12 protein-coding genes and 1 tRNA gene are annotated in these 15,175 nt (G+C 24.9%); 10 read left to right on the top strand and 3 right to left on the bottom strand.

The window, feature by feature from the left end; translation table 4 throughout:
- Positions 1-141 precede the first annotated feature (141 nt).
- From DA803_RS01225 to DA803_RS01210, 4 genes are all read left to right on the top strand, one after another.
- Positions 142-804, top strand: coding sequence for a 16S rRNA (uracil(1498)-N(3))-methyltransferase (locus DA803_RS01225; protein WP_114190823.1), 663 nt, complete (start codon positions 142-144; stop codon positions 802-804).
- Positions 805-882: 78 nt separating this feature from the next.
- A complete protein-coding gene (gene rplM / locus DA803_RS01220) occupies positions 883-1,317 on the top strand; it encodes a 50S ribosomal protein L13 (protein ID WP_114190822.1) in 435 nt (144 codons plus the stop codon).
- Positions 1,317-1,715 (top strand): 30S ribosomal protein S9, encoded by a 399-nt coding sequence (rpsI, locus tag DA803_RS01215; RefSeq protein ID WP_114190821.1) that lies wholly within the window; start codon positions 1,317-1,319, stop codon positions 1,713-1,715. The genes rplM and rpsI overlap by 1 nt, the downstream gene beginning before the upstream one ends.
- Before the next feature lie 35 nt (positions 1,716-1,750).
- Positions 1,751-1,827, top strand: a tRNA-Ile gene (locus tag DA803_RS01210).
- Between the two features lie 60 nt (positions 1,828-1,887).
- On the opposite strand, the gene DA803_RS06125 is transcribed toward DA803_RS01210, so the two are convergent.
- Both DA803_RS06125 and rpsO read right to left on the bottom strand, forming a co-directional pair.
- Positions 1,888-2,619, bottom strand: a complete 732-nt coding sequence (locus DA803_RS06125) for a hypothetical protein (RefSeq protein WP_114190820.1) — start codon at positions 2,617-2,619, stop codon at positions 1,888-1,890.
- Between the two features lie 154 nt (positions 2,620-2,773).
- On the bottom strand, positions 2,774-3,040 hold the full coding sequence (gene rpsO / locus DA803_RS01200; protein WP_114190819.1) for a 30S ribosomal protein S15: 267 nt from the start codon (positions 3,038-3,040) through the stop codon (positions 2,774-2,776).
- Positions 3,041-3,500: 460 nt separating this feature from the next.
- On the opposite strand from rpsO, the gene DA803_RS01195 reads away from it, so the two are divergent.
- The 4 genes from DA803_RS01195 to DA803_RS06110 all read left to right on the top strand — a co-directional run bounded on the left by DA803_RS01195 (position 3,501) and on the right by DA803_RS06110 (position 10,367).
- Positions 3,501-6,725 carry a DEAD/DEAH box helicase gene (locus DA803_RS01195; RefSeq protein ID WP_114190818.1) on the top strand — a complete coding sequence of 1,075 codons (3,225 nt, stop codon included), beginning with the start codon at positions 3,501-3,503 and terminating at the stop codon, positions 6,723-6,725.
- An 89-nt stretch (positions 6,726-6,814) separates the two neighbouring features.
- Positions 6,815-7,342, top strand: coding sequence for a tRNA (cytidine(34)-2'-O)-methyltransferase (locus tag DA803_RS06120; RefSeq protein ID WP_114190817.1), 528 nt, complete (start codon positions 6,815-6,817; stop codon positions 7,340-7,342).
- Positions 7,343-7,351: 9 nt separating this feature from the next.
- Entirely contained in the window at positions 7,352-8,194 is an 843-nt protein-coding gene (gene ylqF / locus DA803_RS06115; RefSeq protein WP_114190816.1) for a ribosome biogenesis GTPase YlqF, read from the top strand.
- A complete protein-coding gene (locus tag DA803_RS06110; protein ID WP_114190815.1) occupies positions 8,187-10,367 on the top strand; it encodes an SGNH/GDSL hydrolase family protein in 2,181 nt (726 codons plus the stop codon). Before ylqF ends, DA803_RS06110 begins: the two co-directional genes overlap by 8 nt.
- A 60-nt stretch (positions 10,368-10,427) precedes the next feature.
- On the opposite strand, the gene ffh is transcribed toward DA803_RS06110, so the two are convergent.
- Positions 10,428-11,759: a signal recognition particle protein gene (ffh, locus tag DA803_RS01175; protein ID WP_114190814.1), complete on the bottom strand. Its 1,332-nt coding sequence runs from the start codon at positions 11,757-11,759 to the stop codon at positions 10,428-10,430.
- Between the two features lie 143 nt (positions 11,760-11,902).
- On the opposite strand from ffh, the gene DA803_RS06105 reads away from it, so the two are divergent.
- Together DA803_RS06105 and dnaG are read left to right on the top strand one after the other, a co-directional pair.
- A complete protein-coding gene (locus tag DA803_RS06105) occupies positions 11,903-13,279 on the top strand; it encodes a glycine--tRNA ligase (protein WP_114190813.1) in 1,377 nt (458 codons plus the stop codon).
- 5 nt (positions 13,280-13,284) lie between these two features.
- The gene (gene dnaG, locus DA803_RS06100; RefSeq protein ID WP_114190812.1) at positions 13,285-15,156 is read left to right on the top strand and encodes a DNA primase; all 1,872 of its coding nucleotides are present in this window, start codon (positions 13,285-13,287) and stop codon (positions 15,154-15,156) included.
- Positions 15,157-15,175 lie beyond the last annotated feature (19 nt).

Raw genomic sequence — 15,175 nt, 5'->3', positions numbered from 1 at the left:
AAAATCTCTATTGTGATAGCTAGTATATTTAAATCTAGTTTTTCAATTTGAGATTTTATTTTATTAAGATGAAAACTTTATAAATTTATTCAGTCTATACATTTTCTTAAAAAATACTAAATCATATATAATAAAAACATTATGTATAAATTTTTTTGCGACAAATTGGAAAATAATTGTTTTATTTTAGATGATGAAACTACTAAACATTTGAAAGTTATAAGAATAAAACATGAACCATTTATGATTAATTATAATAAGGAATTTTATCAATGTAAATTAGTCGATTTTAATAGAGCAGAAATTATTAGCAAATTAAATATAAATAATGAACTCGACTTTGAAGTTGTTGTCGCCATTCCATTAATTAAGCAAGCTAATTTTGAAATTGCAATCCAAAAAGCAGTTGAATTAGGAGCGACTAAAATAATTCCTTATATCTCAAGCTATTGTGATAAAAGTAATTTTAATATTATAAATAATAGGCCAAGGCTTTTAAAAATTATTAAACAAGCTGCCCAACAGTCATTTCGAAATATCATTCCGCCATTACTAGATTTAGTGAATTATGATAAAATAATCGGTTATGAAATTGATTTAAAATTATTAGCATATGAAAATGAAAAAAATAGTTTTATTAAAAAGGAGAACAAAAATACTTTAGTAATTGTTGGACCTGAGGGTGGCTTTTCAACAGATGAAATAAAAAAAGCAATACAATCTAATGTAAAAATCGTTACATTAACTAAAACTATTTTAAGAGCAGAAACAGCATTAATTTATATGTTGAGTAAAATTGTATAATTTTGTGAAATTTGCTTTTTTTATGTGTTATAATGTTAAGGCAATTTATATTTTATAAAACAAAAGGAAAAAGAAAGTATGCGTCAAACCACAATTATTAGAAAAGAAATCGTTGATAAAAAATGATTCATTATCGATGCAGCCAACGTACCTTTAGGTAGACTTTCAACTCTTGTTGCTTCAATCTTACGTGGAAAAAATAAACCAACATTTACACCAAATGTTGATATGGGCGACAATGTTGTTGTGATCAATGCCAAAGAAGTGCTATTGACAGCTAAAAAAGATGAAAAGAAAATTTATTATCATCATACAGGATATCCTGGCGGATTAAAAGAAATCACAGCTGCTGAACTAAGAGCTAAAAAACCAATCGCTTTAGTTGAAAAAGCAGTTAGAGGAATGTTACCTCACACTAAATTAGGTCGCAAACAATTTAAAAACTTGTTTGTATATGCTGATGCAAACCATAAGCAAGAAGCACAAAAACCAATGAAGATAGAGGTTAAATAATGGCAAATAAAATTAGATATTATGGACTAGGTCGTCGCAAATCATCAGTCGCTAGAGTATATTTATTACCAGGATCAGGAAAGTTCATTATTAATGGTAAAGAAGCAAAAGAATATTTATCTTCAGATCTATTGATAAAAGACGCTTTAAGCCCATTTGTAATTACTGAAACAGTTGAACAATTCGATGTTTTAGCAAATGTAAATGGTGGTGGATTAACCGGACAAGCAGGAGCTATTAGATTAGGTATTGCTCGTGGATTAATCGAAGCATCAAATAATGAATATCGTAGCAAATTAAAAGAAGCTGGTTTCCTAACACGTGATGCCAGAGTTAAAGAACGTAAGAAATTCGGTCTAAGAAAAGCAAGAAGAGCTAGACAATTCTCTAAACGTTAATAATAGTTTAAAATGGGAGATAATTCCCATTATATGCGAGCGTAGCTCAGCTGGTTAGAGCACACGACTGATAATCGTGAGGTCGATGGTTCAAGTCCATTCGTTCGCACCATTTCAAGCAATTGACTACAAATAAAAACACGCTATAAATGAGTGTGTTTTTTATTATTAATTAGTAATTATTTATAGGCAATTTTAATTCTTCAAAAATTCTAATTCTTAAATAACTTATTTGCTCTTTATCTAAAGATTCATTACCCATTTTTATGTGATGTGGATTATATATGAGCATTAGATTTATTCATCAGACAAATTCCTGATCATTTTTTCTAATTAAATACTTTTTAGTAATTTTTCTAAAATTAGGAAAATTAAATAATGTCATAAAAGCAATAATATAACGATAATTTTTATATTCTAAATTTATATTTTTTTTAGTGAAATATTTTTCAATAATTTCAAATTTTTCATTTTGATAATTTAGATTATTTTTAGAAATAAAATAATTATTTCACATCATTTTATTAGCAGATTGATATTTATTTAAATTTCAGTAATTTTTTTTATAATTAAGAATTAAAATACTGAAAAGAAATCCTAAAAATATCATTATGATAAAACAATATAAAATGGCTTTTGCTAACGTAAAATTAATAATTTTTAAAACATAAATATCTAAAAAAATGCTCACAATTATTGATGTTACAGCAAAAGCTAAAAAAACAATAAAGTTGATTTTCACTAAGCTAAATTTTTTGAAAATTTTAGTTCAGTTCAATTGTGACGTTTGTTCAGTAGATGTTAAATAAATTATAGCCTTTAGCTCTCTAGCAACATAAACGTTGCCAATAATCAAATAAAGTGACCCTAACATTAGAAGAAAAATCATTCAAATATATGCCATACAATCTCCTTAATTCCCTTATGAAAATTATAATGGATTCAATTTATTTGTATGTTTGAATTTATTAATATTAAAATAAGATGCTTTAAATTGTTTTTTAATTTAATAATTTATTAAAAAAAATGTAGCAATTTTAAACTACATTTTCATTTTTTTATTTTCTAATATTTAAAGCTTTAATGGTTTCTAAATATTTGTTGTAATCTTCTGTTTTTAAGTGATTTAGTAATGCTTTACGTTGATTAACCTTAGCAATAAAACCACGCATTGAGTGTAAGTCTTTTTTATTTACTAAAAAGTGTTTTTTTAGACTTTCAATGTCTTCTGTTAAGATCGCAATTTGAACTGGTAGATATCCAGTATCTTTGGCATTACGACCATATTTAGCTACTAATTCAGCCTTTTTTTCTTTTGTAACCATAGGGTTTTCCTTTCATAACCTAGCAATAATCTTAATTATTACCAAGGAATAAAAAATTATTCATATAAATTGTACCTTATTTTTATTAAATAACTATTATTTAATTTTTTTATTATCTAAGATAAATCCATAAAAAACTTAAAAAAAATAACATATAATAATTAAAGTTTATACAGTTAAACAACAATGAGACAACATTTATCTTAATCAAAATAAGATTTTTTCAAAATCCAATTTATTTATAAAATTTTTAAGCTGATCTTAAAAAATAATTTTACAAAATTGATAGCAGAGTTGAAATTATTTTTAAATTTAATTTTTTATTTTATTTATCCACGTTAATGATAAATAACTGTTTCATTGGCTCATTAAAATCATTGCTTTTTATACATAATTTCGCTATCTTATAAGTCAAAAAATTAATAATGTATAATTAAATTACCAAAATAAAGGAGTTAAAATGAAACAGATATTTGTTCCTGATTCAACATTAATAAAGAAAGTAGACATTAAAAAACTTCATTCATCAAAATATCTAAAATTAGTTAATAATTTATTAGATATTAAAAGCCGGGGAGATAATGCTGCTTTTTTTAAGATGTCAAATGTTAGTAGCGATTTAAAGAAAATTGTCGGTATTAAAAATCTTAAAACTATTTTTAGTAACTACAATTTTAAAATAATGCTAAAAAATTCTTTTGATTCAAAATCAATAAATGACTTAAAATCAATTACAACAGTTGATCAATTAAATTTTTGAGCTAAAACATACGATTATACCATTACCCTTAAAATGCAGCAGAATTTACAATTAGATGCTGAAAAATGGTTAAATATTTACAAAAAAAGAATTTTTGATCAAAATAGTAACTTTATAAAATCATGAAAAACCAATGCTAAAAGGATTGAAGAAATTTACTCTGAAACAAGCATTTGACCATTATTTATTGGAACATATTTTATTAAATATCGTAAAAATGATGTTTATTTATATGCTCCATTTATCCTAAAAGCTGCGAAAATTACTTTTTCAGGAAATTCAGTTTATTTAGAAAATGCTGATGAAAATATTATTATCAATGAAAAAATTAAATATCTTATTGAACAACATAGTGATAAGAGATTACCAATTTTAGTTAATGGTGAAGAGACTACTATTTCTGAGGCTTTAGACGATATTCGTAATATTGAATCTACATATCTTAATTCAGGATATGACACTAATATTTTTTATGAAAGTTTATTAGAGTTTGAAAAATCAGACTTAGAAAATGATGGTAACTTGGAAATTAAACCTGGTGTCGCTTTATTAGAGGCTAGTCCAGGTGGTACTAAATTACGTGAAGCAATGATTAACTTGATTGAAAACGATAAAATTGATAAATTAATAAGAATTGATGACTTACGAGATTATAGTAAAGAAGCTTATGACAAGGCTCTTGAAAAAAATAATATTGCGCGGGTAACTCCATCTGATTTTAGTCAAGAAAAGGCAATTATTGGAACACTAAATAATTCATCAATTATTATAGGACCTCCCGGTACAGGAAAGTCACAAACTATTGCAAATATCTTAATAAATGTAGCAAAAAACAATAAACGAGCTCTATTTATTTCTCAAAAAAAGGTGGCACTTGATGTCGTTTTAAAAAGGTTGGGTAAATATCAAAATATGATGTTTCAATTCTCAGAAACTGCAAAAGTAAATAGAAGTGAAAAAGAATATTTTTATAAACCAATAATTGAATATTTTAGAGAAATTAATGTTGCTAATAAATATCACGAAATTGATGGCTTTAATTCTAGCTTTTTTAGCAAAAATGAGTTTAGTTATTTAAATGCAAAATCGGAAATTGGTGAAATTTTTAATAAGGATCTAGAAGCATATCATAGACTTAAGTCAAGTGGTGAAATTACTGAAAATATTGTTAATTTTGCGATATTCTACAAAATGTATAATCAATTTAATTCTAAAAATGAGTTTTTAAATATTTTTATTAATCTTGATAAACTTTCTAAAAAAGAAATTGCTAAAAAATTTGATTATTTATCAAAGAACAATTTTCTAACAAAATCACTTGATCCAAAATTTGGTAAAATGTATCAATTAGCTAAGAAAATTTCAAAATTTTATAACGAAAATTTAAAGAGATATGACATTAAAGATCTACTTCAATTGTCTAATTTTATTCGTTTAAAATCATTTATAGAATTTGACAAAAAAGAAAAAGAATATTCAAAATTTTTGGATTTCAAAAAAATTGATAATACTACACCAGAACTTCTAGAATTGATTTATAAAAATTCTGCTTATAAGGCTAAAGGACGTCTTGACCATTATCGCCAACTAGGGGAGGATAAACGTCAAAAATTAAACCAATTTCTTGGAAGACTTGAAAGAAAAATTTCGCCGCCTTATATTATTACTTCGCTATTTGATGATATTATCAAAACTGTTTATAATATCTATGTTGGAACCCCTGAGATTTTAGGGAACTTTATTGATTTTGAAAAAGATCATTTTGATTACGTTATTTTTGATGAAGCTAGTCAGATCTACATTGAAAAGGCAATACCTTTCATTTCTATTGCTGATAAAGTTATTGTGGCCGGCGACAATCAACAAATGCAACCATCAAATTGATTCTCAACTCGTGATGATACAGAAGCAGAATACAATGAAGAAGAAATTACTTCATTACTAGATTGAGCAATTCATAATCATTTACCTAAACATTTACTTGAAATGAATTACCGTTCAAACTCAAGCGAATTAGTATTATTTTCAAGTAAAGAATTTTACGATTCTTCTTTAAAGGGCTTAGATAGTTATTTGAAAAAGGATAAAACCAGTGTTGAAGTTATAGACGTCAAAGGAGAATGAGTTGATAATCACAATGAAGCTGAATGTGCAAAATTAATTGCTGTTTGTGAAAAAAATCTAAAAAAATATAATTCAATTATTTTGCTTGCATTTAACCGTAAACAACAAGATTATATTCGAGAACAAATAGCATTATTATCACCAAAAATTTTTGAAGTTCTTGAAGACCAAGTTATTTTAAGAAATATTGAGAATATTCAAGGAGATGAAGCTGAACTTGTTATTGCCTCAATTGGTTATACCGCTAAAACTTCACTTCATTCAACTTACATTGGTTCTAAAAAGGGAAGAAATGCCTTAAATGTTGCAATTACTCGGGCAAAGGATAAAATGATTGTAATAAAAAGTATTTCAACAAATGATATTGATCCTAAAAATGAAAATCTTTTAACTTTCAAACGTTGACTTAACTATATTCAATTAAAATCTGATAAACAAAAACTTTATATTGATGATAAAAATGCTGCTCATAATAAAAATAATAAGTCGCAATTTATCTTTGAAATTAATTCTTGATTAAGAGACCAAAATTTTTCAAATGATATTAAAGTGGAATTAGATTATTGTGTTGGTTCTTATAATATCGATATGGCAATTCTAGATCAAAAGGATAATTTTATAGTTGGATTAAATATTGATGATTCATCTTATGATGTTGATCTAAAAAGCTTTATTGAAAAAACTATCAAAACTGATTTTATGTCAGTTAAGGGTTATCCAATTTATCGAATTTCTAATTTTAGATTCAATGAGAATAAACCTTCAATCTTTCGTTTTATCAATACTCTACTAAATAAATAATTTATTACTCACAATCTCTAAAGCATTTATGTTTAAACTTTCTTAAATGCTTGAAAGTTATTGTGAGTTTTTAATATATAATTCTAAATATGATTAACATTATTTTATATCAACCAGAAATTAGTCCTAATACAGCAAATATTATTCGCACCTGCTTTTCAGCTAATGCAAAATTGCATATTATTAAACCAATTGCCTTTGATTTGCATCCCCATTGATTAAAACGTGGTGCCGCCGGACATTTTCTTAGTGAAATTCAACATGAAATTCATGAAAATTATGAACAATTTTTTCAAAAATATGGACACAAAAATATATATTACATTACTAGATATGGCTTAAAAAATTATAGTAATGTTAGCTTTGGAACAGAATTGCAAAATTCAAATGAATTATGAATCATGTTCGGAACTGAAAGCACTGGTATTCCTAAAAAAATTATGCAAAAAAATATCGATAATTGTTTACGTATTCCTATGAATATTAATTGTCGAAGTCTTAACTTGGCAAATAGTGTTGCGATTGTTTTATACGAAACGCTAAGACAAAATAATTTTGATGGTTTATCTGAATATGAATCGCAAAAAGGTAAAGATTTTATTCTAAAAAAAGATTAAGGACAGCACATGATACATTGATTCCCGGGTCATATGGCCAAACAGTTTAAATTATTAAAAGAAAAATACAAAATTTTTGATTTGTTTATTATTGTTTTAGATAGTAGAATTCCAATTTCTTCATTTAATAATGACATTTATCAAATTGCTAATAATAAACCAATCTTATTTGTTTTTAATAAATCCGATAAAGCTGATACAAATAAATTACAAGAATTCCTAGAAGATTATAAAAAGCGCGGTAAGGTATTGGTGACTAATTTAAAATCCAATAATGCCTATGGAAAAATTAATTCAAAATTAAACGAATTTTATTTGGAATTAAAAAAGAAAAATGAGTTAAAAGGAAAATTGACTCCTTCATTAAAATGTATTGTTTTAGGCGTTCCTAATGTTGGTAAAAGCACATTTATTAATTTAATGGCAAAAACTAAATCAGCTAAAGTTGGAGCAAATGCCGGGATAACTCGATCAGAGCAGTGAATTAATTGTCGAAATTATTTACTATTAGATACTCCAGGGCTATTAATGCCAAAATTAAATAACAATGAAACTGGCGCTAAGTTAGCTTTAGTTGGTTCAATTCGTTACGAAGCATTGAATCAAAATGAATTGATTGTGGAATTGTATCGATTAGTTTCAAAATACTATCCTGAAAAACTAGAAAGCTTGTCACTTTTAGCTACTGCTGATGAAACAGAAATTTTAAATAATATTACCAAATTGGCACAAATAAAAAATTTCTTAGCTAAAAATAATGGTTTTAATTTAGATAAAGCAATTAAATTCTTAATTAATTATTTCAAAGATCTCGATCATGTAATATTCGATAAAAAGGAAAACAATGCATAAAACAAGTGAAGAATTAAAAAAATATTTTAAAGCTGAAAATCATGATAAATCGATTATTGATGAAGAAATTAACTATATAGCAATTGGCGATTATTTTGCTTCTGGTTTCAATAGTAAAATTGGCTTTAACACCAATGGAATGCTTGAAAATGGAGTGATATCCGGAGTTGATTATCCATCATTTTTTGCTTCTGAATTAAGAAATAATAATTTTAGGTTAAATAGTTTTTATAATCTTTCTATTCCGTCAACAAATATTGATTTTATTTTGGCACTTGTTAAAAATGACAAAAAAGAGCTTCATAAAATGGAGAATAGAATTGATCTGCTACAATCAATTGATTGACATGCTAAAAATTTATATAAAAATTATTTTACAAATTTATTCAAAGAATGAAACATAGGTAAAAATGATTTTGAAATATATCGTCGTTATATTAAAAATGCGAACTTAATTACTATTACACTTGGTTTTGAAGACTTATTTTTTAAACTTCCATTTGAAAAAATTTTTAAATTATCAAAATTAGAAAAAATTGCTAAATCTAAAATAATTAATGAGGTTTGCAATGAAATTCAATCAATTGCCACCAATATTATTAAAAAATATCAAAAATTAATATGAGAAATTAAATCAGCTAATTCAAAAGCCAAAATTGTTATAACCAACTATATAAAACCGCTACTATATTTAGACCATTTTTTTGATAGTTTTATTTGACGTGATGAAGCTATTAAATTCAACCTATATGATTATGCTTTTGAATGATTAAATTATATAGCCAAAATTGTAGCACATAATTGTAAGGTTAATTTCATTGATATATATGATGAGTTGTATTGAAAAAGACATAAAAATAATTTATGTGAAAATATTTTTTCACTATTTTGTACAGAGCGTGGTTATAAAAAAGTGGCTTTTGATCTATTCGCAAAATTAGCGCTTAAAAAAGATGAATTTATAGCTGAAGATTTAAAAAATGAAGACTTTACAAATAAGTATATTGATTATCAACCATATTGAACAAATGACATAAATTCATATCGTCAACTTTTTAAAAGTGAACTATCAAATCAAAAATTACTTAAGGAAATTTATGGAGAGAATAAAAACTTTAAAATCCTTATTTATTCACCAATTGAAAATAAATTATCAAACCATTTAGCATCTTATTTAAATATTTCAGATTATTTAGATTTATACATTAGATTTAGTGATTCTGATATTGGTTTAATTTTTAAAAATACTTTACTAAACACTTTTAATGAGATTAACGATAAATATAAATCAATTGAGTTGATCAAAAATTTTTTAAATGATAACCTTTTGGGAAAAAAGATGCTTTTGCCACTATTTAAACAGAATAAGATTGACAAAATTTTATTTATTTTGCAAATTGAATTAACAAAAAATAACGATTTTTCTGACATTGATTATTTATATTTGAAAAATAAACTTGTCAAAATTATTCGTAATAATCAAAATGATATTTATAGTATTTTTAAACTATTTTTTAGTTCGGGAATTATTAATGAAAAAAAATCGGAAATTAAAGATATTGTTATTTCTTTTGTTAAAGATATTATGAATACTAATTTTCTTGAACACTTTATCAATTTCAAAAATGATTATAAATTTAAAATTATTAAAGAATATTTATCTAGTTTAAAATCATTTGAAGATTTAATTGATTTTGTCGTTGAAAATATTATTAATTATTCAAGTGGATATTCTAAATTAAGTAATTTTGATGAATTATGAAATATTTTTATTGTCAAAAATAAATATAAATTATTAGCTTTCTTGCATAGAATTTTTAACGAAATTAGTAATGAAGAGAATATTGAAAAAACTACGAATTTCTTGATGGAAACTATTAAAATTTCAAGAAGACTTCAAAGTTTTAAACCAAATAATGAAAGAATAATCAAAACTACAATTTTTGATGCTCTTAGTCTACTAAAAGCCAATCCTATATTTTTAAAAAATTGTTTTCAAATTTTACTAAAAGATGTTAAAAATATTTCGTTATATAACTTATTTTTAAAAGAAAAAAAATCGAAATCTAAATTAAAATTACGACACTTCATTACTTTAAATAATAATTTTATTATTTCAATAAAAATAATTAAAGCATTTAATTTAATTAAAAAGCTTATTAAGAAAAATTAATAAATATACAGCTAGCTATTTTGACATAGTTGGCTGTATATTTTACTTATTGATAATATTTTAAAATTCTGGAGTTCCTGGTTTCATTTTAAGATTTCCGGATGCTAATTCCTTCATTTGTTTTGCCATTCTTTCGAAATCAGTAATTAACATATTAAATTCACGAGCAGTTCTTCCACTACCTTGTAGAATACGTTGTTTTCTTGAAGCATTTTTTAATAATCTAGGATTTTTCTTTTCATTTTCAGTCATTGAATTAATTAAATAAGTATAAATCTTGAATTTTTCTTCAGCTTCTTCAATTTTTTGATCGTTAATTTTATCTGATATTCCCGGAATCATTTTTAAAATTGATTTCATTTTTCCTAATTTTTTGATTTGCGATAAACTATTCATCAAGTCACTTAAATCAAATTTACCAGTCATCATTTTGTAACCAATTTTTTTAACTAATTTTTCATCTACTTCTTCACTGGCTTTTTCAATTAAACTTAAAACATCTCCCATTCCTAAAATACGATCTGCCATTCGATCAGGGTGAAACATTTCAAGTCCATTTAATTTTTCACTATTTCCAATAAATACAATTGGAACGTTTAAAAGATGAGTAACACTTAATGCCGCTCCTCCCCGGGCATCACTATCAAGCTTAGTAATAATTGTTCCATCCAGTATCAATTCTTCATGGAATTTTTTGGCAGTATTAATGACATCTTGACCACTCATTGCATCAATAACAAGAAAAATATAATCAGGTTTTACTGCTTTTTTAACATTTTTCAATTCATTCATTAATGATTCATCAATTGCTAAACGACCAGCAGTATCAATAATAACCAAATCATTTTTATTTTTCTTTGCTTCTTCAACTGCTTCTTGAGCAATTTTTACTGCATCATTTTCTTCTTTAGTAAAAAAATCTGTTTGTGTTTGTTTTGCTAATTGTTTAAGTTGTTCACGAGCAGCAGGACGGTAAATATCATCTCCTACTAATAATGGGCTTTTCCCCACATTTTTCTTTTTCAAGAAAACTGAAAGTTTGGCAGCTGTTGTAGTTTTTCCTGAACCCTGCAATCCAATCATCATAATTTTTGTTGGAATATTTTTTAATTTAACTTCGCAAGCTTTAATTCCTAAAATATTAGTCAATTCATCTTTAAAAATTTTTAAGACGGTTTGTTGTTGGTTTAATTTTCCTATAATTTGGCTATCCAATGCTTTCTCTTTAACTTGTTTTGTAAAGGCTTTGACAACCTCTAAGTTAACGTCAGCTTCTAATAAAGCTATTTTAACTTCACGTAAAACTTCTAAAATGTCTTCTTCATTAATTGACATTTTTTTGTTAATTTTTTGCATTGATTTTTGCATTCTTTTTTGTATAAAATCTAACATGTTAATATTATATAGCATGTTTAAATAACAAAATCAAAAAGATTAGGGGGTTTATATTTAAATTGACTTGGGATATTTATTGCTAATTTATGGTAAAATTGTTTATATTATTAGCTTATAAATATAATATGGGGTTTTCTTATATGCAAAAAAATGAAAAAAAAAATATTCAGGAAATAATTAATCATTTGAAAATATCTGGTTTTGTATATCAAAATTCAGAAATTTATGGAGGATTGGTAAATACATGAGATTATGGTCCTTTGGCATTACCAATTTTAAATTCTATAAAAAAATATTGAATTAGAGAATTTATTACTAGAGAAGGCAATTTTCAAATCGATTCAAAAATTATTATGAATCCTAGCGTTTGAAAAGCCAGTGGACACACCGATAATTTTTCCGATTTTTTAATTGAAAATAAAGTTAATCAAAAACGATATCGTGCTGATCACATTGTTAAGGATCTATTCCCTGAAATAAATGTAGAAAAAACAACTTTTCAAGAATTGGAAAAAATTATTAAAAGCAATGTAAAAGAATATGATAACTCAAAATGTGATTGAGGTTCTATTCGTCCATTTAATTTGATGTTTAAAACTCAACTTGGAGCTATAGATAATTCGGCATCAGAAACATATCTTAGACCTGAAACTGCCCAAGGAATTTTTATTAATTTTAAAAATGTAACTAGAACTATGAGAGCGAAATTACCATTTGGAATTGGCCAAATAGGTAAGAGTTTTAGAAATGAAATTACTCCACGTGATTTTATTTTTAGAACAAGAGAATTTGAACAAATGGAACTTGAATTTTTTTGTAATGAAGTTGATAGTGATAAATACTACAAATATTGAATTTCTAAATGTGAGAAATTTGTTAAGTTCTTAGGAATAAATTCTAAAAATATTAGAGTCCGTGAACATGAAAAGGAAGAATTAAGTCATTATTCAAAGGGAACTAGTGATATTGAATATTTATTTCCTTTCGGATGAGGTGAATTGTTGGGAATTGCCAATAGAGGTAATTATGATTTAACACAACACATGAAATTTTCACAGGAATCATTAGAATACTTAGATGAAAATGGAAAAAAAATTATTCCTTATGTAATAGAACCTTCAATCGGCCTTGATCGATTATTACTTGCTTTAATTATCGATTCATACGATGTTGAAAAATTAGATAACGAAGATAGTAGAGTAATCTTAAAATTAGATTTTAATATCGCTCCTATACAACTAGCAATTTTTCCATTAATGAAAAAATTAAGTGAAGAAGCAAAATCAATATATCAAAATATATTAAAAAATTCTTCAATAAGAGTAACGTATGATGAAAGTGGTTCAATTGGTAAAAGATATCGTAGACAAGATGCAATTGGTACTCCTTTTGCAATCACTGTAGATTTTGAAACTCTTGAAAATAATACAGTAACAATTAGAAATAGAGATACGATGGTTCAAGAGCGAATTTTAGTTAGCGAAATTGACAATTATTTATCAAAATTCAAGAAATAGGCAAAATGGTAGAAGATAAAAACATTTGGGATTTAGTACTATCCAAAACTGATATTGTTGATGTCATATCTGAACATGTCTCGTTAACTAAACAAGGTAAAAATTTTAAGGCTTGCTGTCCATTTCACGGTGAAAAAACCCCTTCATTTGTTGTCAGCCCAGAAAAACAGATTTTTAAATGTTTTGGTTGTGGTAAAAGTGGTAATGCTTTAAAATTTGTTGAATATTATAAAAAAATTGCAGCAATTGATGCTCTAAAGGAATTGGCTAAAAAATCTGGTGTTGAAATTGATCAACACTTTAAGGATTTACATAATAATTCTCTGTCAAGCGATGACGAAGAATTGATTAAATTAAATAAAGATGCTTCTATTTTTTTTCAATATGAATTACTTGTATCCGAAAATAAAAATTTAAAAGATTTTCTAATAAAACGAAGGTTATCAAAAGAAATAATTAAGGAATTTGAAATCGGTTTTGCTGATAGTGAAAAAAGTTTTTATAAATATGCCATTGATAAAAAACATAAAATTTTTACAATTGCTAATTCATCTTTAATTGCTTCAAAAAGCGAGAAAAATTTTTTTAACAATCGACTAATGTTTGCTATTAAAGATGAAAATGGAAATATTGTGGCCTTTTCAGGTCGTGATATTAGTGGCAATAATAGTCCTAAATATTTAAATAGCGCGGAAACTAGTGTTTTTAAAAAACATAAAGTTATGTTTAATTACTATCACGCTAAAGATGAAATATTAAAGACTAATGAGGTTTATTTAATAGAAGGGCAATTTGATTGTATCGCCTTATATAAAATTGGTATAAAGAATTCTGTGGCAATTATGGGAACTGCTTTATCATATGATCAAATTAAACATTTTAGAAATTGTAAAATTAATCTATTTTTTGACAATGATTCAGCTGGATTAAAAGCCACAATTAAGAACTTAAAAATTATTCTTTATTTTTCAAAAGAATTAAATTTAACTCCTTATTTTATTGACAATGAACTCGAAAAAGATGCTGATGAAATTTTCAACATGGACGATGGAAAATCTCTTAAAAGAATTTGTGAAAAAAAATTAGATTTATTAAGTTATTTGTATAATGAATTTTTTAAAATTAATAAAAACAAATTGATTGACGAAAATGAAAGATTTAAAAAAAATTGTGAACTATTTGAAATGGTGTTTTATTTAAATGACCAATTTAAACTTACTTTAAAAAATAAATTAATTGAAAATAAAATATTTTTAGAAGAGAGCTATAAAAATTACGAAATCAATTTCATTAAACCAAATTTCCCATCAGATTTTAATTTTATTTCTAGTATTTCAACAATAAACAAAAAGATAACAAATTTAGTAAAAAATAATACTAATATATATGATGAATTTATCCCCCATGAATATTTTGAAGATTATAATATTCCCGATTTATTAACCGATAATGTTTCGAAACAAAATAATAATAATTTTCAAAATAAAAATTTTAAAACAAAAAACAATTCTCTAATTTTTGGTCGATCTTTAAGTTTTGCCCTAATTATAAAAGCAATTTTAAAAGAACCTAGTTTTTTAAAAAAATGAGATAAAACAGTATTTGTTCGCCTTAAAGTAGACGAAGCAAATCAAATTAACAAAGAGCTAATTTGTTATGTGATTAACTTAATTAAATCTCGACATGATTTTGATAAAAATAACTTACAAGAGATTATTAAAAATGATGATAATCTTTCCGAAGAGAAAAAGAACAATTTTATTAGAATAATAGCAAATTTAGAAAATATTAATAATGAATTTACTCAAGAAAATTTTGATATCCAAGTAAATAATTTAGTTCAAAATGATAAAAATTATAAAAAAATAATTCATTAATTTAACAGGAAGTAGAAGA

Source organism: [Mycoplasma] phocae, from assembly GCF_003332325.1.
Classification (GTDB): Bacteria; Bacillota_I; Bacilli_A; order Mycoplasmatales; family Metamycoplasmataceae; genus Metamycoplasma; species Metamycoplasma phocae.
The sequence above is the reverse complement of the archived record's forward strand: the minus strand, read 5'-3'. Positions and strand labels throughout refer to the sequence as shown.